Source organism: Pandoraea sp. (assembly GCF_041919235.1).
Taxonomy (GTDB): Bacteria; Pseudomonadota; Gammaproteobacteria; order Burkholderiales; family Burkholderiaceae; genus Pandoraea.
Window position 1 is genome coordinate 262,296 of the sequence record NZ_JAYRUC010000001.1, and the last position, 25,107, is coordinate 287,402.

Annotated in this window: 23 protein-coding genes; 10 read left to right on the top strand and 13 right to left on the bottom strand. The window is 65.0% G+C overall.

Annotated elements, in window-relative coordinates; all coding sequences use genetic code 11:
• Positions 1-59 precede the first annotated feature (59 nt).
• Positions 60-704, bottom strand: coding sequence for a dTMP kinase (gene tmk, locus ACE3UG_RS01130; RefSeq protein ID WP_374618649.1), 645 nt, complete (start codon positions 702-704; stop codon positions 60-62).
• Between the two features lie 23 nt (positions 705-727).
• Entirely contained in the window at positions 728-1,723 is a 996-nt protein-coding gene (gene mltG / locus ACE3UG_RS01135) for an endolytic transglycosylase MltG (RefSeq protein ID WP_374618472.1), read from the bottom strand.
• A 187-nt stretch (positions 1,724-1,910) separates the two neighbouring features.
• On the opposite strand from mltG, the gene ACE3UG_RS01140 reads away from it, so the two are divergent.
• From ACE3UG_RS01140 to ACE3UG_RS01150, 3 genes are read left to right on the top strand one after another with little or no spacing between them, the layout of a single operon-like run.
• Positions 1,911-3,038 carry a folate-binding protein YgfZ gene (locus ACE3UG_RS01140; RefSeq protein WP_374618474.1) on the top strand — a complete coding sequence of 376 codons (1,128 nt, stop codon included), beginning with the start codon at positions 1,911-1,913 and terminating at the stop codon, positions 3,036-3,038.
• A gap of 23 nt (positions 3,039-3,061) precedes the next feature.
• Positions 3,062-3,367 carry a DUF4936 family protein gene (locus ACE3UG_RS01145; RefSeq protein ID WP_374618476.1) on the top strand — a complete coding sequence of 102 codons (306 nt, stop codon included), beginning with the start codon at positions 3,062-3,064 and terminating at the stop codon, positions 3,365-3,367.
• Complete coding sequence (locus ACE3UG_RS01150; RefSeq protein ID WP_374618478.1) at positions 3,358-4,188, top strand: NRDE family protein; 831 nt, start codon at positions 3,358-3,360, stop codon at positions 4,186-4,188. The genes ACE3UG_RS01145 and ACE3UG_RS01150 overlap by 10 nt, the downstream gene beginning before the upstream one ends.
• Before the next feature lie 92 nt (positions 4,189-4,280).
• Here the strand turns inward: ACE3UG_RS01150 and ACE3UG_RS01155 are convergent, their stop codons facing one another.
• The 9 genes from ACE3UG_RS01155 to ACE3UG_RS01195 all read right to left on the bottom strand — a co-directional run bounded on the left by ACE3UG_RS01155 (position 4,281) and on the right by ACE3UG_RS01195 (position 14,502).
• Entirely contained in the window at positions 4,281-5,276 is a 996-nt protein-coding gene (locus ACE3UG_RS01155) for an NADP-dependent oxidoreductase (RefSeq protein WP_374618480.1), read from the bottom strand.
• 95 nt (positions 5,277-5,371) lie between these two features.
• Positions 5,372-5,812: a PaaI family thioesterase gene (locus ACE3UG_RS01160; RefSeq protein ID WP_374618482.1), complete on the bottom strand. Its 441-nt coding sequence runs from the start codon at positions 5,810-5,812 to the stop codon at positions 5,372-5,374.
• Between the two features lie 113 nt (positions 5,813-5,925).
• Entirely contained in the window at positions 5,926-6,531 is a 606-nt protein-coding gene (gene pncA / locus ACE3UG_RS01165) for a bifunctional nicotinamidase/pyrazinamidase (protein WP_374618484.1), read from the bottom strand.
• 125 nt (positions 6,532-6,656) lie between these two features.
• Positions 6,657-8,753 (bottom strand): 3-hydroxyacyl-CoA dehydrogenase NAD-binding domain-containing protein, encoded by a 2,097-nt coding sequence (locus ACE3UG_RS01170; RefSeq protein WP_374618486.1) that lies wholly within the window; start codon positions 8,751-8,753, stop codon positions 6,657-6,659.
• Between the two features lie 95 nt (positions 8,754-8,848).
• Entirely contained in the window at positions 8,849-9,565 is a 717-nt protein-coding gene (locus ACE3UG_RS01175; protein WP_374618488.1) for an ABC transporter ATP-binding protein, read from the bottom strand.
• Entirely contained in the window at positions 9,558-10,376 is an 819-nt protein-coding gene (locus ACE3UG_RS01180; protein WP_374618490.1) for an ABC transporter ATP-binding protein, read from the bottom strand. Before ACE3UG_RS01180 ends, ACE3UG_RS01175 begins: the two co-directional genes overlap by 8 nt.
• On the bottom strand, positions 10,369-11,667 hold the full coding sequence (locus ACE3UG_RS01185; protein WP_374618492.1) for a branched-chain amino acid ABC transporter permease: 1,299 nt from the start codon (positions 11,665-11,667) through the stop codon (positions 10,369-10,371). Before ACE3UG_RS01185 ends, ACE3UG_RS01180 begins: the two co-directional genes overlap by 8 nt.
• On the bottom strand, positions 11,667-12,641 hold the full coding sequence (locus tag ACE3UG_RS01190; RefSeq protein ID WP_374618494.1) for a branched-chain amino acid ABC transporter permease: 975 nt from the start codon (positions 12,639-12,641) through the stop codon (positions 11,667-11,669). Before ACE3UG_RS01190 ends, ACE3UG_RS01185 begins: the two co-directional genes overlap by 1 nt.
• A 232-nt stretch (positions 12,642-12,873) precedes the next feature.
• Positions 12,874-14,502 carry a 3-(methylthio)propionyl-CoA ligase gene (locus tag ACE3UG_RS01195; protein WP_374618495.1) on the bottom strand — a complete coding sequence of 543 codons (1,629 nt, stop codon included), beginning with the start codon at positions 14,500-14,502 and terminating at the stop codon, positions 12,874-12,876.
• A 388-nt stretch (positions 14,503-14,890) separates the two neighbouring features.
• Here ACE3UG_RS01195 and ACE3UG_RS01200 point away from each other — a divergent pair, with 388 nt between their 5' ends.
• Complete coding sequence (locus ACE3UG_RS01200) at positions 14,891-16,408, top strand: YdiU family protein (protein ID WP_374618497.1); 1,518 nt, start codon at positions 14,891-14,893, stop codon at positions 16,406-16,408.
• Here ACE3UG_RS01200 and ACE3UG_RS01205 read toward each other — a convergent pair.
• Positions 16,392-16,532 (bottom strand): hypothetical protein, encoded by a 141-nt coding sequence (locus ACE3UG_RS01205; RefSeq protein WP_374618499.1) that lies wholly within the window; start codon positions 16,530-16,532, stop codon positions 16,392-16,394. The genes ACE3UG_RS01200 and ACE3UG_RS01205 overlap by 17 nt on opposite strands.
• 12 nt (positions 16,533-16,544) lie before the next feature.
• On the opposite strand from ACE3UG_RS01205, the gene msrB reads away from it, so the two are divergent.
• The 5 genes from msrB to ACE3UG_RS01230 all read left to right on the top strand — a co-directional run bounded on the left by msrB (position 16,545) and on the right by ACE3UG_RS01230 (position 19,398).
• Positions 16,545-16,967 carry a peptide-methionine (R)-S-oxide reductase MsrB gene (gene msrB, locus ACE3UG_RS01210; protein WP_374618501.1) on the top strand — a complete coding sequence of 141 codons (423 nt, stop codon included), beginning with the start codon at positions 16,545-16,547 and terminating at the stop codon, positions 16,965-16,967.
• Between the two features lie 153 nt (positions 16,968-17,120).
• Positions 17,121-17,540 (top strand): YgiW/YdeI family stress tolerance OB fold protein, encoded by a 420-nt coding sequence (locus ACE3UG_RS01215; protein ID WP_374618503.1) that lies wholly within the window; start codon positions 17,121-17,123, stop codon positions 17,538-17,540.
• 181 nt (positions 17,541-17,721) lie between these two features.
• Entirely contained in the window at positions 17,722-18,255 is a 534-nt protein-coding gene (locus ACE3UG_RS01220) for a septation protein A (RefSeq protein WP_374618505.1), read from the top strand.
• Positions 18,256-18,277: 22 nt separating this feature from the next.
• Positions 18,278-18,541: a BolA family protein gene (locus ACE3UG_RS01225; protein WP_374618507.1), complete on the top strand. Its 264-nt coding sequence runs from the start codon at positions 18,278-18,280 to the stop codon at positions 18,539-18,541.
• A 62-nt stretch (positions 18,542-18,603) separates the two neighbouring features.
• On the top strand, positions 18,604-19,398 hold the full coding sequence (locus ACE3UG_RS01230; RefSeq protein ID WP_374618509.1) for a peptidylprolyl isomerase: 795 nt from the start codon (positions 18,604-18,606) through the stop codon (positions 19,396-19,398).
• A gap of 128 nt (positions 19,399-19,526) precedes the next feature.
• Here the strand turns inward: ACE3UG_RS01230 and purL are convergent, their stop codons facing one another.
• Positions 19,527-23,558 (bottom strand): phosphoribosylformylglycinamidine synthase, encoded by a 4,032-nt coding sequence (purL, locus tag ACE3UG_RS01235; RefSeq protein ID WP_374618511.1) that lies wholly within the window; start codon positions 23,556-23,558, stop codon positions 19,527-19,529.
• 254 nt (positions 23,559-23,812) lie between these two features.
• Here purL and ACE3UG_RS01240 point away from each other — a divergent pair, with 254 nt between their 5' ends.
• Positions 23,813-25,087 (top strand): D-amino acid dehydrogenase, encoded by a 1,275-nt coding sequence (locus ACE3UG_RS01240; protein ID WP_374618513.1) that lies wholly within the window; start codon positions 23,813-23,815, stop codon positions 25,085-25,087.
• The last annotated feature ends 20 nt before the right edge of the window (positions 25,088-25,107 follow it).

The window sequence follows — 25,107 nt, forward strand, 5'->3', positions numbered from 1 at the left end:
GTCCTGGCGATGTTCAGCGCGTGTCCCGATGCTCGATGGAATAGCCGGATTATCGCGCGTCAGCGCGATCCGTGCCCCGGCAAGCCCAAACGGGCGAACACGCCCGCGAGCTGCTCGGCGATCGCCTCGATGCGCTGCGCGGCGTCAATCACAACGAATCGGTCGGCAAACTCCTCGGCGCGGCGCAGATACTCCTCGCGCACCCGAGTGAAAAAAGCCGCCGATTCGCGCTCGAACTTATCCGGCGCTCGGGCACCTGCCAGCCGTGCAGCGGCAATCGCCGGATCGAGATCGAACAGAATCGTCAGATCGGGTTGACGCGTGCCCTGCACCCAACGCTCAAGCGCCGCCAGCTTGTCGCGCGACAGACCCCGGCCGCCGCCTTGGTACGCAAACGTTGCATCGGTGAAACGATCGGAGACGACCCAATCGCCGCGCGCGAGCGCAGGTTCAATCACCTTTGCAAGATGCTCCCGGCGTCCGGCGAACATCAGCAGTGCCTCGGTCTCGAGATCCATCGGCTCATCGAGCACCAGCTTGCGCAGGGCCTCGCCCAGCGGCGTGCCGCCCGGCTCGCGCGTGGCGACCACGTTGCGTCCCTCGCGGGCGAGGCCTTGACGCAGCGTGTCGACGAACGCGTTGACGTGCGTGCTCTTGCCTGCGCCGTCGATGCCTTCGAACGTCACGAACTGACCCGGCACCACGGCCGGCGCCTCGGGAGAATGCGTCATTGCTCACCTCGCTGATATTTGTCCACGGCGCGATTGTGTTCCTGGAGGCTCGTCGAGAAATGGCTCGTGCCGTCGCCACGCGCCACGAAGTACAGCGCATCGCTCGGCGAGGGGTTCAAGGCCGCCGCCAGCGACGCCGCGCCTGGCAGGGCGATAGGCGTCGGCGGCAGACCGGCACGGGTGTAGGTGTTGTACGGCGTGTCCGTTTGTAAGTCACGCTTGCGCAAACGGCCGGTATACAGATCGCCCATCCCGTAAATCACCGTCGGATCGGTCTGCAACAGCATATGCTTGCGCAGCCGATTGACGAACACCGCCGCGACCTCACCGCGCTCCACCGCCTGCCCGGTCTCTTTCTCGACGAGCGATGCCATGATAAGCGCCTCGTAAGGCGTCGTGTACGGGAGTCCCGGCGCGCGTGCGGCCCACGCTTCGTCCAGCCGCTTCTGCATCAGACGATACGCGCGTTTGTAGATATCGATGTCGCTGGTGCCTTTCGGAAAAAGGTAGGTATCGGGGAAGAACATGCCTTCGGCTTCCGCACGATCGGCACCCACGCGCTGCATGATATCGGCATCGGGAAGCCCCGCGGTGTCGTGCCGCAACGCCGGGTTGGCGTCGATCTCGGCGCGCATCTTCTTGAAGGTCCAGCCCTCGATGATCGTGACCACATATTGATTGACGTCACCGCGCGCGAGCTTTTCCATGACCGCGAAGGGCGTGGTGCCGGTCGCAAACTCGTAGTTGCCCGACTTGAGCTTGGTACCGACGTCCATGACGCGGGCAAGCAGATTGAACAGCAACGGATTGACCGGCACGCCACCGGCGCGCAATTGCGTGGCAACGCTGCGCACCGAGCTGTAGGGCTTGATTGTCACGTCGAGCGTCGGCTTGTCCAGTTGCAAGGGGGCCTGCGCCCAATAATAGAACGCACCGCCCGCCGCCAGCGCGGCGACGATCGACAGTACGAACAGGCGTTTAATGAAAGACATGAAGTGCAAGGTAAGCCGTATGAGGACGGCAGCGGGTTCGGGGGATTCGGTCAGCCGGAATTGCGGGGCGACGACGGCGTCGAGAGGCGCATTGTGCGCGTCGAACCGGGCTCGCACGTCCTGGCGGAAGACCCAATATAATACTTTGACTTGCCGAACCCTCACAGATTGACAGCCACCCCCATTTATGACCACCCAATGGCGTGATCTTCTGCCGCACGCGGCATCCGCTGCTTTTCCCGATGCGGCGTCCAATGTGGCGTCAGATGCAGACGCACGCGCTGCACAGTTCAACGCGTTGCGAACCGGCAGCTTCGTCTCGCTCGCGAGCGACACGGGCCTCATTGCCGTGAGCGGCGCCGATGCCGCGAGCTTCCTGCACGGTCAACTGACCAACGACGTCGAGCGCCTCGCGCCGGAGCAGGCGTGCCTGGCGGGCTACTGCTCGGCCAAGGGCCGTTTGCTCGCAACGTTCCTGATGTGGCGCGACACGGCTGCCGACGCGACGATCTATCTGGCGTGCGATGCCGCCGTGCAGGCTGCCGTGCAGAAGCGTCTCTCGATGTTCGTCCTGCGAGCGAAGGCCAAGCTGGCCGACGCGACGGCCACGCACGTGCTGCTGCAGGTTGGCGGTCCGGCGGCGGAAGCGGTCCTCGCGAACACGTTTGCCGCGCTGCCCGCCGCGCCGCTCGCCGTTGCCCACGCAACGCTTGGCGACGCCTCGACGAGCGTGATCCGTCTGCCGGCCGCCGGCACGGCGCGCACTCTCTCGCGTTTCCTGTGGAGCGTGCCCGTGGCGAACGCTGCCGGGATCTGGGCCGCGCTGACCCAAGCCCCCGGACTGGTGGGCGTCGCCCCGGCCCTCGCCGCGTGGCTCGATGTGCACAGCGGCGTGGCGCGTGTCACGACCGAGACGCAAGAACAGTTCGTCCCTCAGATGGTGAACTGGGAGGTCGTGGGCGGCGTGAACTTCCGCAAAGGCTGCTATCCGGGACAGGAAGTCGTCGCGCGCAGCCAATATCGCGGCACCATCAAACGACGTCTGCATCTGGCGCATGTGGACGGCGCGTCTTCCGCACCGGGTCAGGCACTTTTCGAGACGAGCGACCCTGACCAGCCGTGCGGCATGGTCGTGCAAGCCGCACCGGCACCTGGCGGCGGCTACGACGCACTCGTCGAACTGAAGCTCGCCGCGCGCGAGGCCGACGACGTTCGCCTTGGCGCGGCAGACGGCCCCGCGCTGGTCTTCGCCGACTTGCCGTACGAGATCGTCGACCCGACGGAATCGCCCGCGTCGTCCGCGGCGGCGTCCTGACTCGGCCACCCCTGCGACGGACAATGGACTGTTACGTCTACTTTCGCGTCGCGTCGCACAACGCCGACGCCGCCCGTCAGGCCGTCGCGGAGCTCTTCGCGCAGACGGCGGCGCGCTTCGGCGTCACCGGACGTCTGCAATGGCGCGCCGACGCCTCCGCCCGCGACACCGCCGCCGGCACCACGACCTGGATGGAGCGCTACGACGATGTTGACCGCGCGTTCGTCGCGGCGCTGCCCCTGTTGGCCGCGGAGTGCGGCTTGACCGTGCTCATCGACGGCGAGCGCCACGCCGAGTGCTTTGCCGACGCCCCGCCGCCATGTGCCTGATCGTCTTCTCCTGGCAGCCTGACGCCGCCACGCCGCTGGTCCTGCTCGCCAATCGCGATGAGTTCTTCGAGCGTCCTGCCGAGCCACTGCACTGGTGGCGGGATCGCCCGGACGTCCTCGCCGGCCGCGATTTGCGCGGTGGTGGAACGTGGATGGGCGTCAACCGTGCGGGGCGCTTTGCCGCACTCACCAACTATCGCGACGGTCGGGCGCCGATGGCACCGAAAGACGCGCCGTCACGCGGCCTGTTGGTCTCGGCCATGCTCGACGCGACATCGCTCGACGACGATCTGATTCGCGTCGAACGGCATGCCCACGAGTACGCCGGCTTCAACCTGCTCGCGGGCGACTTGCCGGCGGGCAAGTTGTTCTGGTTGGGGAATCGGGCTCACCACGTTGGCGGCACGACGCTTACCGCGTCGGCGCAACCCGTTGCCCATGACATTGCGCCCGGCATACACGGCCTGTCCAACGCCGTGCTCGACACACCGTGGCCGAAACTGCTCAGCCGTCGCAATGCCTTCGCCAGCGCCCTTTTGGAAGCGGCGGACGACGCCCGCCTGCTGCGAATAATGCGCGACGCGACCGAAGCACCTGACCACGATTTGCCTGAGACCGGCGTCTCACGCGGCTGGGAACGCTCGCTCTCGGCGGCGTTCATCGCGTCTCCTGCCTACGGCACCCGGTGCACGACACTGCTTCGCTACCATCGTGACGGCAGGTTCGACGTGACGGAAGTCACCGTCACGCCGGGACAGGCGCCGCATGACCTGTCCGGGCGTCGCGATTTCTCCTTCGCCCTCGCCCCCGTACCCATTTGACAGGGGCGAGACGCGTTGCCTTCTCGCCGGACATTGGCGCGCGAACGAGGCAGCGCGCACCACCATGGGCTTCGCGAGGCGCCGCCAGCGCGTCAAACCAGCCGCACGATCTGTTTGCCGAAGTTCTTGCCCTTGAGCAGGCCAAGGAACGCGGCCGGTGCGTTTTCGATGCCTTGCGCCATCGTCTCGCGATAGCGCAGCTCGCCCGTGGCGATGGCATCGATCAGTTCCCTGAGCGCCTGCGGCCAGACATCCATATGTTCGGTCACGATAAAACCCTCAAGCCGAACCCGGTTCGTCAACAGCAGCGACGGATACTTCAGTCCAACGGGCTCGCCGTTGTAACCCGAGATCATGCCGCAAAGCGCAATGCGCGAGTGTGCATTGAGATTGCGCAGGACAGCATCGAACACCTCCCCACCGACGTTCTCGAAATACCCGTCGATGCCGTCCGGCGCAGCCGCACGCAGCGCTTCGGTGAGATTGCCGGCCTTGTAATCGATGCATGCGTCGAAGCCGAGCGTGTCCACGACGTAGGCGCACTTCTGCTCGCCCCCCGCAATGCCGACCACGCGGCAACCGGCACGTTTGGCCAATTGCCCGACCACGCTGCCCACCGCGCCGGAAGCCGCGCTTACCGCGACCGTCTCCCCCGCCTTCGGGACAATGATCCGGTTCAGGCCGTACCACGCCGTAACCCCCGGCATGCCGGCCGCGCCAAGATAGACGCTCATCGGGACGCGCGCATCTTCAAGACGCCGCAGATTGCTGCCATCGGAGATGCCGTATTCCTGCCAGCCGAACATCGCCGTGACGGCATCGCCCGGGTGCCAGTCGGGATGCCGCGACTCCATCACCTCTCCGACCGTCGCCCCGATCATGACCGTGTCCAGCGGTTGCGGCGGCGCATACGACTTGGTGTCGTTCATCCGGCCGCGCATGTAAGGATCGAGCGACAGATAGAAGTTGCGCACCAGCACCTGCCCTTCGCCGATGTCCGGCAATTCGGGCGCCGCCAGATGAAAGTTGTCGAGCGTAGCTTCGCCCTTTGGGCGCGAGACCAGCAGAATTTGACGATTGATCGTCATGGGATTGCCTCCACATTGGCAAGACACAACAGCCGATCCCGGCCGCCTTGCCTCACGGTGATTTCGATGATTGCACCCCGCAACGCAGCCAGCCGTCAGTCGCCGCGCACTTCGCCGGGGCGTCGCTGCTCCTTGATCTCGCGTCCCACCGCGAGACGGCGCAAGTACTTGAAGGTGCCCATCGCCTTGGCGACGAGCTTGCCGCTGCTGTCGCGCACCTCGCCCTCGCAGTACGCCATCGTAGTCGAGCGGTGCAAGAGGCGACCCAACGCGCGCATCTCACCCGTGCCCGGCTGCATGAAACTCGTCTTCATTTCGATGGTCACCACCCCCGTGCCCGCCGGTGCCACGCTGCGGCACGCGGTACTCAGCGCGACATCGAGCAGCGCCATCGTCACCCCCCCATGCATGACCTCCCAGCTATTGAGATGCTCAGGTGCCAACACGAGACGCAGCTCCGACGTCCCCGCTTCAGCCCGCAGCAACTCGATGCCGAGGTGATCGATAAAGCCCGAGCGAATCGACAGCGGACTCATCGGGAACTCCGGCCGCACTGGCCAATACAGTAAAACGTGTCCATCGTCGTTCCATCCACTAACGACGCGACGCGCGATGCGCCGCGTCTGAAATACACACTGTCGCCGGCATCTCACTCGCGCGACACGCCTGCGCCCGCCAGCGACGCCCACGCAGTGGCGAGCGACCCGTTGAGATCGATGGCACGGCACGCATGCTCGATCACACAGACGTCGAAGCCCGCCGCCCGGGCGTCCAGCGCGCTCCATGCCACGCAGAAATCGGTCGCCAATCCGACACAGTGCACCCGCCTTACGCCCTTGTCACGCAGATACCCCGCGAGCCCGGTCGGCGTCTTGCGATCCGCCTCCATAAACGCCGAATAACTATCGACATCTGCCTGGTATCCCTTGCGCATCACTGCCTGCGCATGCGGGATATGCAGGTCCGCATGCAATGCGGCGCCGGGCGTGTCCTGCACACAATGCGTCGGCCACAGGACCTGTTCGCCATACGGCAGGGAAATCGTCTCGAACGGCCGGCGGCCGGCGTGTTGCTCCGCAAACGACACATGTCCCGCCGGATGCCAGTCCTGCGTCAGCACCACATGGGCGAATTTGCCCGCCAGGGCATTGATGGCCGGAACCACTTCGTCGCCCAAGGGAACCGCCAACGCGCCGCCGGGCATGAAATCGTTCTGCACGTCGATCACGAGCAGCACTTCATCCATCGGTTTCATTAGCCTGCCCCCAGTTCACGGCAGCGACACTGCCGGATAATTTCGCCAAGCCCGCGGCATTCCGCACACACCACACTGCCGCATTGACCCATCCGCCCATTGACCCACATCAGCCCATCGACCCACTAACCGTTGAACCGCTTGTCGGCATCGGCCAGCTCGACGAGCCGCTCGGCCGGCGTCCAGTCTTCACCATGCTCTGCACGCGCGAATTCGCGTACACGCGCGAGGACCTTGGCGAGCCCCACGGTGTCGGCGTAGTGCATCGGGCCGCCCCGCCACAGCGGGAAACCATAGCCGTTCAAATAGACCATATCGATGTCCGACGCGCGCGCCGCCGTTCCATCGGCCAGCACCTTCGCGCCTTCGTTCACCAGCGCATAAACAAGGCGATCGACAATTTCGTCGTCCGAGAATGTGCGCGATACGACGCCGTTCGCCTTGCGATACGCGTCGAGCATCTGCCCCACCTTGGCAGACTCACGAGGCGTGCGGTCGCCCTCGGCATAGTCGTACCAACCCGCGTGCGTCTTCTGGCCGTAGCGCCCGGCTTCGCACAGGACATCGGCGATCCCAGGGTAGTCGATGCCGGGATGTTCGGCGTGACGACGTTTGCGAATCGCCCAACTGACGTCGTTCCCGGCCAGATCGCTCGTACGGAACGGCCCCATCGCGAAGCCGAAACGCTCGATGGCGGCGTCGACCTGCGCAGGCGTTGCGCCCTGCTCGACCATCCACTGCGACTGCTTGAAATAAGGCTCGAGCATGCGATTGCCGATGAAGCCGTCACAGACGCGCGCCACCACCGCAAGCTTACCGATACGTTTGGCCAGCTTCATGACCGTCGCCAGCACGTCCTTGCTGGTGCGGGCACCGCGCACCACCTCGAGCAAACGCATCACATTGGCCGGGCTGAAAAAATGCATGCCGATCACGTCCTGCGCCCGCGACGTGGTATCGGCCAGCGCGTCGAGATCGAGCGTCGACGTGTTCGACGCCAGAATCGCCCCCGGCTTCGCCACCTTGTCGAGCTCACGGAACACGACCTGCTTGATACCCATGTCCTCGAACACGGCTTCGACGATCAGATCGGCATCGGCCACCGCCGTGAAATCGGTACTGCCCTGAATGCGCGCCAGCCGCTTCTGCGACTCGTCGGCCGAGAGTTTGCCGCGCGTGACCGCGCGCGCATAGTTGGCACGCATCGCCTCGACGCCACGGGCAAGCGACGCATCGGTGGTATCGATCAGCGTCACCGGAATACCGGCGTTGGCGAAGGTCATCGCAATACCGCTGCCCATCGTCCCGGCACCGATGACGGCCACCCGTTCGATGCTGCGTACTGGCGTGTCGTCCGGCACGTCTGCAATCTTCGCGGCGGCACGCTCGCCCAGAAATGCGTGACGCAGCGCCTTCGACTCCGGCGAGCTGACCAACGCCACAAAACACTCGCGCTCGAATTTCACACCGTCGTCGAACGAGCGCTTCAGCGCCGCCTCGACCGCCGCGACGCATCGGTGCGGCGCAGGGAAATGGGGCTGCTCGCGCTGCACCTTTTCACGCGCGGCGTCGATGGCGGCCTGCGCAGCGCCATCTGCGTCGTCGATGGCGACGTCGCGCAAGCGCGGCAACGTGCCGCCTTGTGCCGCAATGCCGTCGGCGAAGGCGATGGCCCCCGCAAGCAGGTCGTCGCGACTGCCTTCGAACATCTTCGAGAAGAGTGTCCCGAGCAGCGTCTCGGACTTCACGACACGTCCCGAGACCACCATGTCAAGCGCGCGCGCGACACCGATGGCGCGCGGCAAACGCTGCGTGCCGCCCGCGCCGGGCAACAGGCCCAGCTTGACCTCGGGCAATGCGATCTGCGCCCCCGGCAAGGCCACGCGATAGTGGCAGGCGAGGGCCAATTCGAGGCCCCCTCCCATCGCGACCGCGTGTACCGCCGCGACGACGGGTTTGGCGCAAGCGTCGAGCGCTGCGATGACATCGACCAGCAACGGACTCTGTGTCGCCTTCGGCGTGTTGAACTCGCGAATATCGGCCCCGCCGGAAAACGCTTTGCCCCCGCCGATCAGCACCACGGCACGCACCTGAGCGTCGGCCTGGGCTTTCGCGAGTCCCTCGGCAATACCCGCCCTCGTAGCGTGTCCCAGTCCGTTTACCGGGGGATTGTCCAGCGTGATGACGGCCACACCGTCACGAACCTCATAAGCCGTGCTCATCGTTGTCTCGTTCCTTGAACCTTGAATACAGTGCGTCGCCCGGGACGCCGCGCTTGCCGGGCGCGGCAAGACGATCGCTCGATTCTAGCGCAGCGCTACACCTCAAGCCATTCACGGCGAATCGCGGGCGCGGCCGCCAGCGCTTCGGGGGAGCCCTCGAAAACAAGCGCCCCCCGCCCCAACACGGCGATGCGTTGCGCGCAACTCAGCGCGAGCGACAGTTTCTGCTCGATGAGCAGTATCGCCACGCCCGACGCCCGCAAATCGGTCAAAATCCGGCCGATGCGCGCCACCACGCGCGGTGCGAGTCCTTCGGTCGGCTCATCGACGATGAGCAGTCCGGGACCGGCCATCATCGCGCGGCACAACGAGAGCAGTTGATGCTCGCCGCCCGAGAGCGACGCGGCAAGCGCATCGCGGCGCAACGCCAGCTCCTCGAAGCGCTCGAACGCCTGCGCAATCGTAAGCGTCCGGCCAGGGGTGTGACCTGCCGCCCGGGCTTTCCCGGCGCGCTGCCCGAGCAGCAGATTTTGTTCGACGGTGAGCGGCCCGAAGACATCGCGCGTTTCCGGCACATAGCCGATGCCCAGTCGCGCAATCTGATGGGGGGCAAGCGACATGAGCGATCGTCCGTGCCAGCGAATGTCCCCCTCACGCGGCAACTGACCCATGATCGCGCGAGCGAGCGTGGAGCGCCCCGCGCCATTGCGACCGAGAACCGCCACGATCTCTCCCGGCGCGACACGCATCGTCACCCCATGAAGCACACGGCTGCCACCGTAGCCCGCGCTCACGTCGATCAACTCAAGCATCGCGGGTCTCCCCGGCACTTGCGTCATCGAGCGCATCCGCATAGTCGCCCAGATAGGCTGCCCGCACGTCGGGATGTGCCCGAATCCGCGCCGGCGTATCGCATGCGATGACGGTGCCGCGTGCCAGCACGGCGATCCGGTCGGCCAGCGAGAAAACCACTTGCATGTCATGCTCGATCATCACCAGCGCGCGTCCCTGGCTGAGTTCGGCGATCAGCGCCACCATCCGGGCAGACTCGGATTGACTCATCCCCGCCGTCGGCTCGTCGAGCAACAGCACGCTGCCCGCCGACGCCGCGCACAATCCGATGTCGAGCACGCGCTGCTCCGCGTAGCTCAGGGCCGCCGCCGGGACGTCGCGCCGCGCGCCCAGACCAAGCCGCGCCAGCCATGCTTCGCTGCGCCGCGTAATGTCGTCCAGCCCGCGCATACGTCGCCAGAACGTGTAGCGATGACCGCCCGACCAGAGTCCGGCACAACGCAGGTGATCGATGACACTCATCTGACCGAACAACTGCGACGCTTGAAAGGTCCGTGACAGGCCCAGCCGGCTGATGGCATGCGGCGTCCGGCCGGTGACATCCCGCCCGTTCATCAGGACCCGGCCGCGATCGGCCCGAGTCCTGCCCGTGATGACATCGAACAGCGTACTCTTGCCTGCGCCGTTGGGCCCGATGATCGCAAGCCGCTCGCCGGGCGCGAGCGTGAGGTCGATGCCGCACAGCACCTGGGTTCGGCCAAACGATTTGCGCACGCCTCGCACGCTGAGCACCGGCTCGGACGAACCGATTTGCCGCACGGCTTCATTCATCGCCAGCCCCCGTCGTGAGCCCCGCGCCCGCAGCCTTGCGCCGCAATTGACGCCCCGCACGGTTGAGAACGGCCAACCCCGCTATCACAGCTATCGCAGCTACCACCGCGCCCCATGCGCCCCATGCGCGCCCCACCGCGTACACGCTCAGGCCGTCCGTCGTCACCTGCCCGGCGTCGCTCGCGAGACGTGCGGCGTAAGTCATCTCGACGATGGCGATCAGCCCGGACAAGAACAACATCAAACCGACGCAAACCCCGGTATAGGACTTCCACAAAGCACGCGCCATGCCCGCGCGCCACGCGCGCAGATGCACGGCAATCAAGCCGGCGATTCCGCCCGGCACGTAGACCACGACGGCGAGGAATCCCAGCCCGAGGTAGAGTTGCCAGGCGCGCGTAAACGTTGCCAGCATCACCGTCGCAAACACGCCGACGAGCGCGCCCAGCATCGGCCCTGCGAAATACGCGGTGCCGCCAAGCACCGTAAAGACGAGCACAACACCGGAGCGCTCGAGACTGAAGGTGTCCGCGCTGACCAGTTCGAAGTTCACGGCCCCCAGCGCGCCCGCCACACCCGCAAAGGCTGCCGCAACGATCTGTATGCGATATCGAACCGCCGCAGGCGATTGTCCGAGAAAAGCCACCCGCGCCGCGTTATCGCGCACGGCGCGTGCGAGGAACCCCAGCGGCGTGCGCGTCACGCCATACATCAAGGCCGTGCACACGAACAGCCATACCGCCACGAGCCCATAGACCTCGCGCTGCGTCGCGAATGTCAACCCCAGCCACGCGGCACCGAGCGTGCGATCGGTCGGAATACCACGCTCTCCGCCGAACCACGCCGGCAACATCGCGGCCATCACCCAGACCAGTTCTGCAACGCCGAGCGTGATCATCGCGAACGTCATGCCCGCGCGACGTGTTGTCACGTACCCCAGCGTGGCGCCCGCCACACCCCCGGCGACAGCCCCCGCGAGCGGCACGAGGGCCATCGACACCGGCAGCCCCTCGGCGCCGATGCGATTCATGCACCACACGCCTGCATACGCCCCGATGCCGGCATACGTCGCCTGACAAAAGCTCAACAGACCCGTCGAGCCGAGCAGCAGATTGAATGACAGGGCGAGAATGGCAGCGGTCCCCATCTGGGTCATCAGCGTCAGCGCCGTATCGGACGGAAAGCACCACGGGGCCACGCAGAGGATCGCCGCAAAGCCTGCCCACCCAACCGCCCCGCGGCGCCACGAACCCGGCGCGGCGCCCGGCGAACCGTCGATCGCGTCGTTCATTACCCCTCCCGAACGCCGAACAAACCGCGCGGACGCCACAACAGCACCCCCACCATCAGTAAATAAGGCACGGCGGGCGCGAGTTGCGCCACAGTGAGATGCGAGACCGGTGCGACCGCCGCGCCGAAGGCACCCAACACCCCGTCGGCGCCGGTTGTTCGCTGCGGCCACCATTGCGCGAGGCTTGCGTCGCTTGTCACGGCCCACGTTTGCAGCACGCCGATTAGCAGCGAAGCAACGAACGCGCCGCCCAGCGACCCCAGCCCGCCAACGACGACCACGACGAACACCACACTGCCGACCGTTGCCGCCATGCCTGGCTCCGTCACCAGCACATTGCCGCCCGCCGCCCCCGCGAGCGCGGCCAACCCCGCGCCGCATGCGAACACGCCCGTATAAAGCGCCGGCACGTCGTAACCCAGCGCTTGCGTCATCGCAGGCTGCGACAACGCGGCCTGCAAGACCCATCCGGCCCGCGTCGCACGAAATATCGCCCATACCAACAACGCAATCGTGCACGCCAGCCCCATCAAGAAGAGCCGGTACGCAGGCACCGCAATGCCCGCCACATGGAAGAGCACGCCTTCGAAGCTCGCCGGCACACCATAATCGACCGGCCCGCGTCCCCATGCGAGCTGCACCAGCTCCACGACGACGTAGGCGAGTCCGAAGGTCGCGAGCAGTTCCGCCAACGCACCGCGTGCACGCAAGCGCCGCAACACCCCGCGCTCGAACAAGGCCCCCATCGCCCCCACCACCAGCGGCGCGACAATCAACGCGGGCCAGAAGCCGATCGCCGCCGAAAGCGCATAGGCAAAGTACGCCCCGAGCATGTAGAAGCTGGCATGCGCAAAGTTCAGCACGCCCAGCATGCTGAAAATCAACGTAAGCCCGCTCGACAACATGAACAGCAGCAAGCCATAGCTCACGCCATTCACGAGCACGAGGCCGGCGGTGGCATTCAGCAGTTGCACTGCGTCTCCTTCGGAAGACCCACAAAAAGGCGCGGCTGCGGAGGCCGCATCAGGGAAGAAATCAGGCTGACATTATAGAGGGGGCGTGCGGCGCAGATGGTCCGACATCCCCCGGGAAACAGCGTCATTTCTGCATTTCGGGGGACGTCTGCACGCCGGATCCGAACTTTCCGAGCCGGTTCGCGGCGAGTGCTGCCGCCGCGCCAGACACAATGGCGGAAAACGTGAAGACCTACGACGCCGCCTGATAATCGCGGAACGCTTCGCGCAATTTGAGCTTGAGCATCTTTCCGGTCGCCGTATGCGGAATCTCGTCGACGAAGACCACGTCGTCGGGGATCCACCATTTCACCACGCGCCCTTCGTAGAAGGCCAGCACGTCCTCGCGCGTCAGCGTCGAGCCGGGCTTGCGTACGACCACGAGCAGCGGGCGCTCCTCCCATTTCGGGTGACGAATCGCAATGCACGCGGCCTCGTGGATCTCCGGATGCGCCATCGCAATGTTCTCTACATCGATGGAACTGATCCACTCACCGCCCGATTTGATGACATCCTTGCTCCGATCGGTGATTTGCACGTAGCCCTCGGCGTCGATCGTGGCCACGTCGCCGGTCGGGAACCAGCCGTCGACCAGAGGCGACGCCTCCGAGCGGAAGTAGCGATCGAGCACCCACGGCCCGCGCGCGTAAAGGTCACCGAACGCCTTGCCGTCCCAAGGTAACTCCTCGCCGTCGGGCCCCACGATTTTCAGGTCGACGCCATAGATCGCCGTGCCCTGCTTCTCGAGGATGTGCTGCTGCGCGTCGGCGGGCAGATCACGATGATGCTTGCGCAGATGGCACAGCGTGCCGAGCGGCGACATCTCGCTCATGCCCCACGCGTGGATGACCCGAACCCCGTAGTCTTTCTCGAACGTCTGCAACATCGCCGGGGGACACGCCGAGCCGCCAATTACCGTGCGCTCCAGCGTGGAGAAACGCGCCCCGATGGATTTCACGTAGTTCAGCAGCCCGAGCCAGACAGTCGGCACGCCAGCCGAGAACGTCACGCCCTCCGCCTCGAAGAGTTCATACAGCGACTTGCCGTCGAGATCCTTGCCCGGAAAGACGAGCTTCGCGCCGACGAGCGCACTCGAATAAGGCAGACCCCATGCGTTGACGTGAAACATCGGCACCACGGGCAAGACAGCGTCGCGCGCGGACATCGCCATCGCGTCAGGTAGCGATGCGCCGAAGGCATGCAGCACCGTCGAGCGATGACTGTAAAGCACCCCTTTCGGGTTGCCCGTCGTGCCCGACGTATAGCAAAGGCCGGATGCCGTGTTCTCGTCCATCGACGGCCAGGCAAAGTGCCCGTCTTCGGCGGCGATCAGGTCCTCGTAGCACAGCAAAGGCAGGCCCGATGCAGGCAGGTGCGCGCGATCGGACATCGCAATCCAGCCCTGCACGCCCGGACACTGTGGCGCGATCGCCTCGATCAGCGGCAGGAAATTGATGTCGAACGCCACGTAACGATCTTCGGCGTGATTGACGATGTAGGCGATCTGCTCCGGAAACAGGCGCGGGTTGACCGTGTGCACCACGCTCCCCATGCCGGAGACGGCGTAATACAGCTCGAGGTGGCGGTAGCCGTTCCATGCCAGCGTGCCCACGCGCTCGCCCTCGCCAACGCCCAGCCGGCGCAACGCCTGCGCGAGCTGGCGGGCGCGCTGCTCGGCGTCGCGCCAGGTATAGCGGTGGATGTCGCCCTCGATGCGACGCGACACAATCTCGGTGTCGCCGTGGTGACGGGCGGCATGCGTGAGCAGCGAGGAAATCAGGAGCGGCGCGGCCATCATCTGGCCGAGGAGCGGCGTTGCCATGCGTCGAATCTCCAGAAAAGTCGGGGAAACCGGGATTACGGGGATACCCCGGAAACCGCGTCCGGGATGTCGTGCCTTGCGCGTTGACGTGCTTACGCCGCTTCTGACACTTCTGACACTTCTGACACTTCTGACACTTCTGACACTTCTGACACTTACGACGCTTACGACGCTTACGACGCTTACGACGCTTACGCCGCTTACGCCGCTTACGATGCGTGCATTCGCGGGGCACCTTGGAGATTCATTCTTGACGCGCACGCGCGCCGGGTCAACGCCCATCGCTTGTGCGGCGCAGCAGATGCCCATCGGCGCCAGCGTGCGCAAGCCGGCAGCGCGCGACGAACAGCTCAAGTAGAATGTTTGCTCACCCTCAGGAACGTCCCCAATGTCGGTAACCGACCGCCCCGCTGCCGCACCCACTTCGCTCAAACCCTTCGGACCGCTGCCTTTGGCGAACCGGTTCGCGGCGCTCGGGCCCGACTTCTACACGCGTCTTGCCCCGCAGGCATTGCCCGCTCCGTATCTGGTCGGCTTTTCCGCCGACGCCGCGCGCCTGCTCGGCTGGTCGCCCGAAGCCGCACGCGATCCGGAGTTTCTCGCCACTTTCGCAGGCAATGCGCCGCTGCAAGGGGGCGATCCGCTCGCCAGTGTCTATTCAGGCCACCAGTTCGGCGTGTGGGCCGGCCAACTGGGCGACGGCCGGGCGTTACTGCTCGGTGAGTCGGATGGCCCCGGCGGGCGCTGGGAAATCCAGCTCAAAGGCGGCGGACTGACGCCTTACTCGCGTATGGGTGACGGGCGCGCCGTGCTGCGCTCGTCGATTCGCGAGTTCCTGGGCTCGGAAGCCATGTTCCATCTCGGCGTGCCGACCACACGCGCACTGTGTGTCATCGGCTCCGATGCCCCCGTGCGGCGTGAAACCATCGAGACCGCCGCCGTCGTCACGCGCCTGTCGCCGAGCTTCATTCGTTTCGGACATTTCGAGCACTTCTGGGCAAACGATCAGTACGGCGCGCTACGTCAACTCGCAGACTTCACGATCGATCATTACTACCCGCACTGCCGCGACGAAGCCAATCCCTACCTCGCGCTGCTCAGTGCCGTGTGCGAGGCCACGGCAGAGTTGGTCGCACATTGGCAGGCCGTGGGCTTCTGCCATGGCGTGATGAACACCGACAACATGTCGATTCTCGGTCTGACGATCGATTACGGCCCGTTCGGCTTTCTCGACGGCTTCAACGCACATCACGTCTGCAATCACTCCGATTCGCAAGGACGTTACGCCTATCAGGCGCAGCCGAATGTCGCGTACTGGAATCTGTTTTGTCTCGCCCAAGCCTTGCTGCCACTGTTCGGCGAAGGCGAGGCGGCGATCGAGCAGGCCCAGTCGGTGCTGCCCGTGTTCAAGACCCGGTTCGCCGAGGAAATCGATCTGCGCATGCGCGCAAAGCTCGGGTTGCGCGAATCGCACGCGGACGACGAAACGCTCATCAACCGACTGTTCAAACTGATGCATGAAGGACGTGTCGACTTCACCCACCTGTTCCGCACGCTGGCGACGCTTGAGCTTGAGAATCCCGCCGCCGACGCACCACTGCGCGACATGTTCATCGACCGCGCAGGCTTCGACGCCTGGGCTGTGGACTACCGCGCGCGGCTGCGCCACGAAGCGAGCACCGACGCCAAGCGCGCCATCGCCATGCGGCTTGTCAACCCGAAGTACATCCTGCGAAATCACCTGGCCGAAGTCGCGATCCGTCGCGCGCGTGAGGGCGACTTCTCGGAAGTCGACACGCTGCTCAAGGTGCTCTCGCACCCTTATGACGCACAGCCCGAATTCGAGCACTACGCCGCGTTGCCCCCCGACTGGGCCGGGCAGCTCGAAGTCAGTTGCTCTTCTTGATTGTCGGCACAGCGTGCGTGAGCGCCAGCGCGTCGTCGTGCGTTGCAAAATAGCGCGTCGCCCCCATCTGTGCCAGATCTGACGATATGCGACGCGCGGCGGCCTGATCATGGCTGCCGCCCATCTGGAGACTCTCATGAGCAAAGTAGAAAAAAGCGACGCCGACTGGCGCGCCCAACTCGACGACGTCGAATATCAGGTCACCCGCCACGCCGCCACCGAACGCGCCTTCACCGGCCGTTATTGGGATCACTGGAAAGACGGCACCTACCGCTGTGTGTGTTGCGGTGCCCCGCTGTTCCAGTCGACCGAGAAGTTCGATGCAGGCTGCGGCTGGCCGAGCTACTCGAAGCCCATCGACAAGTCCGGCATCGACGAGGTGACGGATTACAGTCACGGCATGGTGCGCGTCGAAGTGCGTTGCCACAACTGCGACGCCCACCTCGGCCACGTGTTCGAAGACGGCCCGCAGCCGACAGGACTGCGCTATTGCATCAATTCCGCGTCGCTCGACTTCGAGGACAAGAACAACGCGTCCGACAAGCCGGTTGACGGCTGAGCAGGCAGTCACGGCGGCGCACTGCGGGTGGATTCCCCGCATTCGCGCCGTGCGTCGAACGCTTTGGGAAATCCCACGCGCCCGAACCCTCGGGCAGCGCGCGTACGTCTGATAAGCTGGCGTCCCCTCAATGAAAGACAGGAAACGTCGCTTATGGCCGGCAAAAACACTCGCTTCGTACCGCTTCTCTGTGCGGCGACTGCGCTTTTCGGCGTGCTGAGCGCTGCGCCCGCCATCGCGCAGTACACGGGCCAGACCACCGGGGCGGCAACGACCGGCGGCGTGGTCGTGCCTTCGTTCGCACCGCAGATATCCACCGTTGCACAAGCGCTCACCGCCCCCGACGATGCCACGGCCGTCATCGAGGGCTACATCGTCAACCGGCTCAAGCATGAGCACTACACGTTCCGCGACGACACCGGCAGAACCATCGAAATCGAGCTCGACGACAAATACCTCCCGCCCGGCCGGCAGATCAACGACAAAACCCGGGTGCGCATCAGCGGCGAAGTCGACCGCCACCTTTATCGCCCGAACGATATCGACGTCAAACACATCGAAATTCTGCAGTAAGGCAAGCGACCTACAGCGTCGTGTCGTGCCATCGGGGCGCGGCCACGCGCATGTCGCATGGCGCATGACGATATCGGAGATTCGCCGCGTCCCGCGACGGGGCTTTGAAATATAATGCGGGTTTGCCTCCTGGCGACTTGTGCGCCGGGGCAATCCCCCGAAGCCCCCAAGTCGAGACTTCATGAAATTCTTTTTCGACCTGTTACCGGTCATCCTGTTTTTCGTCGCCTTCAAGTTTGCCGGCATCTATGTCGCCACGGGCATCGCGATCGCAACGACGGTCGCGCAAGTCATCTGGATGTGGTTCCGTCACCGCAAGGTCGAGCCCATGCAGTGGGTGAGTCTGGCAATCATCGTGGTGTTTGGCGGCGCGACCATGTTGCTGCACGACGAGACCTTCATCAAATGGAAGCCCACCGCGCTTTACTGGCTTTTCGCGATCACGCTGTTCGTCGCAGAACTGGTCTTCGACAAGAACCTGATTCGCGCCATGATGGAAAAGCAGATGGCGCTTCCCGAACCCCTGTGGCGCGCGGTGAACTTCAGTTGGGCACTGTTCTTCCTCGCGATGGGCGCGCTCAATCTGGTCATCGCCTACCACTTTTCGACCGACACCTGGGTCGACTTCAAGCTCTTCGGCGGCATGGGCCTCATGGTCGTGTTCATCGTCGTGCAAAGCCTGTGGCTCGCCAAGTACATCAAGCAGGACGAATAACGTCCCTGAGGAAGTCACTGCCATGACCATGGAACAGCAAATCGAAGCGCGGCTCAACGCTGCGCTCGCCCCGCTCGAATTCGAACTCGAAAACGACAGTGCCCGGCACGCGGGCCACGCCGGTGCCGCTTCAGGCGGGCATTACAACGTCAGAATCGTATCTGCGGCGTTTACCGGCCGCAACCGCGTGGCGCGCCATCGCCTGGTGTATGATGCGCTAGCCGATTTGATGCAAAACGGCATCCACGCCCTCGCCATCGTTGCGCTCGCCCCCGGCGAAGCGTGACTCGCACGCGACGTATCCCCCGTCGATTAACCTTGCCTCCGTCATTCGTTAGGAAAAACAGCATGGCATTGAAACTCGCCCGCACGGCGCTGGCGCTCGGCGCCGCCGTGTCGCTGACCGCCGCCTCCCTCCCCGCCCTGGCGCAAAACGTCGCCGTTGTGAACGGCACGCCGGTGCCGGTCTCGCGCGCCGACGCCATGGTGCGCGAAATGGTCCGTCAGGGTCAGCCGAACTCACCGCAATTGCAACAGCAAGTGCGCGAAGAGCTGGTCAAGCGCGAAGTTCTCGCGCAGGCCGCCGTCAGCAAGGGACTGGCCACGCAGCCAGATGTCAAGGCGCAGCTCAAGCTGGCCGAACAAGGCGTACTCATCCGCGCCCTGATCGCCGACTTCCAGAAGTCCTCGCCGGTGACCGACGCCGAGGTGCAGGCGCGCTACGACCAGTTGAAGAAGCAATTCGGCGACAAGGAGTATCACGCGCGTCACATCCTGGTGCCGAGCGAAGAGACGGCCAAGGAGATCATCGCGAAGCTCAAGGGCGGCGCGAAGTTTGCCGATCTCGCCAAGCAGTACTCGAAGGACCCGGGTTCGGCACAAAACGGCGGCGATCTCGACTGGTCGCCGGCCAACGCCTACGTACCCGAGTTCTCCGACGCCCTGCAAAAGCTGCAAAAGGGCCAATACTCGCAAACGCCGGTCAAAACGCAGTTCGGCTACCACGTGATCGAACTGGACGACGTGCGCGACGCGCAGATCCCCGCGCTGTCCGACGTCAAGCCGCAACTTGTGCAGCAAATGAAGGACGAGAAGCTGCAAGGCTTCGTCGAGGACCTCGAGAAGAAGGCCAAGATCCAGTAAGCGCCGCCCGAGCGCGACGCTGAAGCGAAAATCCCGCCTTCCGGCGGGATTTTTGTTTTCTGCGCGATTCTGCACGATATTCCGCACGGGCAAACCTGCGGAATATCGACCGTCAGACCGTCAATCCGTCACGCCACCCAGCGGCGAGCGTTACGGAACATGCGCATCCACGGGCTGTCCTCCCCCCACTGCGCCGGCGCCCAACTCATCTGCACCGTGCGGAACACGCGCTCCGGATGCGGCATCATCACCGTGAAGCGGCCATCGCCCGTGGTCACGGCGGTCAGACCGCGTGGCGAGCCGTTCGGGTTGAACGGATACTGCTCGGTCGGCTGACCACGATGATCGACGAAACGCATCGCGGCAATCGCCTGATCGATATCGCCTTGCTGACCGAAGTTGGCGAAACCCTCGCCATGGGCGATCACGATCGGCAACTGCGAACCGGCCATGTCCTTGAAGAAAAGCGACGGCGAATCGAGCACTTCCACCTGCGTGAGACGCGCCTCGTACTTCGACTGGTTGTACGTGAACTTCGGCCAGGCAGCCGCCCCCGGAATCAGGTTCGACAAGTTGCTCATCATCTGGCAACCATTGCACACCCCCAGCGCGAACGTATCGGCCCGATTGAAGAAGCCCGCGAACTGCTCGGCAAGCGCTGGATGGAACAGAATCGTCTTGGCCCAACCCTCGCCCGCACCCAGCGTATCGCCATACGAGAATCCCCCGCAGGCGATGAAGCCCTTGAAGGCATCCAGCGTGTGACGGCCGGCGAGCAGGTCGCTCATATGCACGTCGTAGGCTTCGAAGCCAGCCTTGTCCAGCACGTACGCCATTTCCAGATGCGAGTTCACACCCTGTTCACGCAGGACCGCCACCTTCGGGCGCACCCCCGTCGCGATGAACGGTGCCGCGACGTCTTCACTGGCGTCGAACGTCAGCTTCGGCGAGAGGCCGGGATCGCTCGTGTCGTTCAGCGCTTCGTATTCCGCATCGGCAGCGGCCGGGTTGTCGCGCAGGCGCGCGATGCGCCAACTCACTTCCGACCACACGCGCTGCAGCTCCGCACGCGACGCGCCGAACACTTTCTTGGCATCGCGATAAATCTCGATGACGTCGTTCGTGTTCGGCTTTCCGATCACGTTCGTGCAGGCCGACAGCCCGGCCTCGCGCAGCGTCTGCAGCACCGCATCGCGCTCGGACGCACGCACCTGAATCACACCGCCGAGTTCTTCCGAGAAGAGCGCACGCAGCGTCTTGTCCTCGCGACGGCCCACGGTCTGCTTGGCCCAATCCTTGGCGTCGCCGTAATCGGATTCGAAGCCTTCGTCGAGGATGAGCATATCGACGTTGAGCGACACGCCGACATGGCCCGCGAAGGCCATTTCCGCTACGGTGGCGAACAGACCGCCGTCCGAACGATCGTGATATGCGAGGAGCTTGCCGTCGCGGTTGAGTTTCTGGATCGCGTCGAAGAAGCGCTGCAGGTCGGCCGGATCGTCCAGATCCGGCGTCACATCACCGATCTGTTGCGTGACCTGCGCGAGAATACTGCCGCCCAGACGGTTCTTGTTGCGACCCAGATCGATGGCGATCAGCACCGTCTCGCCCGCTTGCGCGACCGAGCGCAGTTGCGGCGTGAGATGGCCCCGTACGTCCTCGACCGGCGCGAAGGCCGATACGATCAGCGAGACCGGCGCGACTACGTCCTTGCCGCGTCCCGCGTCTTCCCACTTGGTGCGCATCGACAGCGAATCCTTGCCCACGGGAATCGACAGGCCCAGCGCCGGGCATAGTTCCATGCCGACCGCCTTCACGGTGTCGAACAGCGCCGCGTCTTCCCCCTCGGTGCCGCAAGCCGCCATCCAGTTGGCCGACAGCTTGATCTGATCGAGCGACGCAATCGGCGCTGCGGCAATGTTGGTGATGGCCTCGCCAACCGCCATGCGGCCCGACGCCGGCGCGTCGATCACGGCCAGCGGTGTGCGCTCGCCCATCGTCATGACTTCACCGCGATAGCCCGCATAGTCCATCAGCGAAATGGCGCAATCGGCCACCGGCACTTGCCACGGACCGACCATCTGGTCGCGCGCCGTCAGGCCACCCACGGTACGATCGCCAATCGTGATGAGGAACGACTTGCTCGCCACCGTCGGGTGACGCAGCACCGCGCGCGCCACTTCGTCGAGCGCGAGGCCCGTTACGTCGATCGGCGGCAGCTCCGCCTTCACGCGCGTGACGTCGCGATGCATGCGCGGGGGCTTGCCGAGGAGCACGTCCATCGGCATATCGACCGGCGCCTGCGACTCCGGATGCACCGCATCGACCAGCTTCAGTTGACGCTCGTCGGTTGCGACGCCGACCACCGCCACAGGGCAACGCTCGCGTTGGCAGATCGCCTGGAACGCCGGAAAGCTGTCCGGCGCGACGGCCAGCACATAGCGCTCCTGGGCTTCGTTGCTCCAGATTTCTGCGGGAGACATTCCCGACTCTTCGAGCTGCACCTGACGCAGATCGAAACGCGCACCCTTGCTCGCGCCATCGACCAGTTCCGGGAACGCATTCGACAGACCGCCCGCCCCGACGTCGTGAATCGACAGGATCGGGTTGGCCTCGCCCTGACGCCAGCACGCGTTGATGACTTCCTGCGCGCGACGCTCGATTTCCGGGTTGCCGCGTTGCACCGAATCGAAGTCGAGTTCGGCCGTGTTCGTGCCGGTCGCCATCGAGCTCGCCGCGCCGCCGCCCATGCCGATGCGCATGCCCGGACCGCCGATCTGGATGAGCAGCGTGCCGGCCGGCAGGTCGTGCTTGTGCGTGTGCTGCGCGCTGATGTTGCCCATGCCGCCCGCGATCATGATCGGCTTGTGATAGCCGCGCACGCGACCGGCCACGTTCTGCTCGTACACACGGAAATAGCCGCCAAGATTCGGGCGACCGAATTCGTTGTTGAAGGCAGCGCCGCCCAGCGGGCCGTCGATCATGATTTGCAACGGCGACGCAATGCGCTCCGGACGGCCATAGTCGGCGCCGACATCGTCGGGCTTGCGCAGCGACGGCGGCACCGCCACGTCACGGTCGTTTTCCCACGGCTCGCGTGCGTCCGGCAGTGCCAGATTCGACACGGTGAAGCCTGTCAGCCCCGACTTCGGCGTGGAACCCCGGCCCGTCGCGCCTTCATCGCGAATCTCGCCGCCCGCCCCCGTCGACGCCCCCGGGAACGGAGAAATCGCCGTCGGGTGGTTATGCGTCTCGACCTTCATTAGCGTGTGCGTCAGTTCGACGCTGCGGCCGTACTTGCCATCGGCACCACGCGGATACCAGCGCTCGACTTCTGCGCCCTCCATCACCGACGCGTTGTCCGAATACGCCACCACCGTACCCTGCGGGTGGAGTTGGTGCGTGTTCTTGATCATCTGGAACAACGACTTGTCCTGTGCCTGGCCGTCGATGGTCCATTGCGCATTGAAAATCTTGTGACGGCAATGCTCGCTGTTGGCCTGCGCGAACATCATCAGTTCCACATCGGTCGGGTTGCGCTGCAACCCCGTGAACGCGTCGACCAGATACTCGATTTCGTCGTCGGCCAGCGCCAGACCCAGATCGCGGTTGGCGGCTTCCAGGGCGCTGCGACCCGCACCGATCACGTCGACGGTCTGCAACGGCTTGGCCGGCAACTCGACGAAGAGCGCCTCGGCGTCGCGGCGCGTGGCCACGACCGTCTCCGTCATGCGATCGTGCAGCACGCCGGCAACGCGAGCGAGCACCTCGGACGGCAGCGATTTCTTGCCGCCGAGCAGCCCCGACTTCACACCAATCGTATATTCGATGGCGCGCTCGATTCGCCGCACGTGATCGATACCGCAGTTGCGGGCAATGTCCGTCGCCTTGCTCGCCCACGGCGAAATCGTCCCCAGGCGCGGAATCACCAGCAACGTGTCGCCCGTCGACGCTTCGCGCACCGGCTCACCGTAGGTGAGCAGACCGGCGACGCGGGCCACGTCTTCGCTCGAAAGCGGCTCGGCGCTGGCGACGAGATGCACGTAGCGGGCGTCGACACGCACGATCGAACTGTCGATGGCTTGCAGGGTCTGCAAAAGACGTTGCTGGCGGAATTCGGAGAGCGCCAAGGCGCCGGCGAAGCAGGCAATGTGAGTCATGGAAGGACGGAAGGCGAGGCGTTCAAAACGCGGGGGAACGACAAACCGGGATTATACCCTGCTTACCCCGGGTAAGACCCGAGTGCGCGACATGCATTATGGGTAGCCACCCGCCCTGGGAAGGCGTCTCTCTGGTAACCTATGCGCCCCGTCATCGACACGGGCCGTGAAACCGGACACCGGGCTGCGGCACGATACAAAACGACACTAACAAGCGAACGAACGGGCGTTCGCCACACACCAGACGGTTGGGAATGAAGGTCATCGTAATCGGCGGCGGGGTCATCGGCACGTGCACTGCCTACTATCTTGCCGCTGCGGGGCACACGGTCACGCTCGTCGAGCGCAACAGCACAGTGGCGCAAGAGAGCAGCTTCGGCAATGCGGGGGTCATCGCACCAGGCTACGTCACGCCCTGGGCGGCGCCCGGCATGCCGCGCAAGCTGCTCGGCTACCTGTTCAGCTCGGCCAGCCCGCTCATCTTCCGGCCGGGGCTGTCGGCCGGCACGTGGCGCTGGGCGGCCCGCTGGCTGCGTGAATGCAAGCTCGAACGCTACCGCGCCAATCGCGAACGGATGCAGCGCCTCGCGTTCTACAGTCAGCGCTGCCTGCACGCCTTGCGCGAGACCCACGACTTCGAGTACGAGCACACGCAGGGTTACCTGCAACTGTTTCGCACCGAGCGCGACATCAAGATGAACGAGCCGGCGCGTGCGATGCTCGCCGAGAACGAGGTGCCGCATCGGTTGCTCACCGCCGACGAGTGCCGCAAGCTCGAACCCGCGATCTCGACCGATGCGCAGTTGGCCGGCGGGCTGCACCTGCCGCGCGACGAGACCGGCAACTGCCCGCTCTTTACCAAGCGCCTCGCCCAGGTTGCCCGCGACATGGGCGTGACGCTCGCCACCGAGACGACCGTGCTGTCGGTGCGCCCGAACGTGGGACGCGCAGGCGTTACCGTCGAGACGGCCAGCACCGGGCAGCCCGCGCAGCAGGCGACACTTGAGGCCGATGCCGTCGTGATTGCCGCAGGCGTGACCAGTACCGCGCTGCTGCGCCCCCTTGGCATCGACCTGCCGCTTTGGCCGATCAAGGGCTACTCGATCACGGCGCCGGTCAAGACCGAACTGTTCAGCCCGCGCATCGCCGTGATGGACGAATCGTACAAAACCGCGATCACCCCGCAAGGCAACCGTCTGCGCATTGCCGGCACCGCTGAATTGGGCGATACCACGCTCGTGCTGCGCGAGCGCGCCATCGCCACGCTCTACAAAGTGGCGACGGACTGGTTCCCCGGGGCCGGCAAGTATCGCGAAGCACGCGCCTGGGTCGGCGCACGTCCCATGCTCCCGGACGGACCGCCCCTGCTTGGCGCAACGCATCTGCCGGGCATCTTCCTGAACGTCGGCCATGGTTCGACCGGCTGGGCGATGGCCTGCGGCTCAGGTCGCGTGCTGGCCGACGTCATCTCGGGACAAACGCCGGAGATCGATCTGAACGGTCTCACCCTGGCGCGATACGCGCGCTGAGCGCGACGGGCAACGCGTTG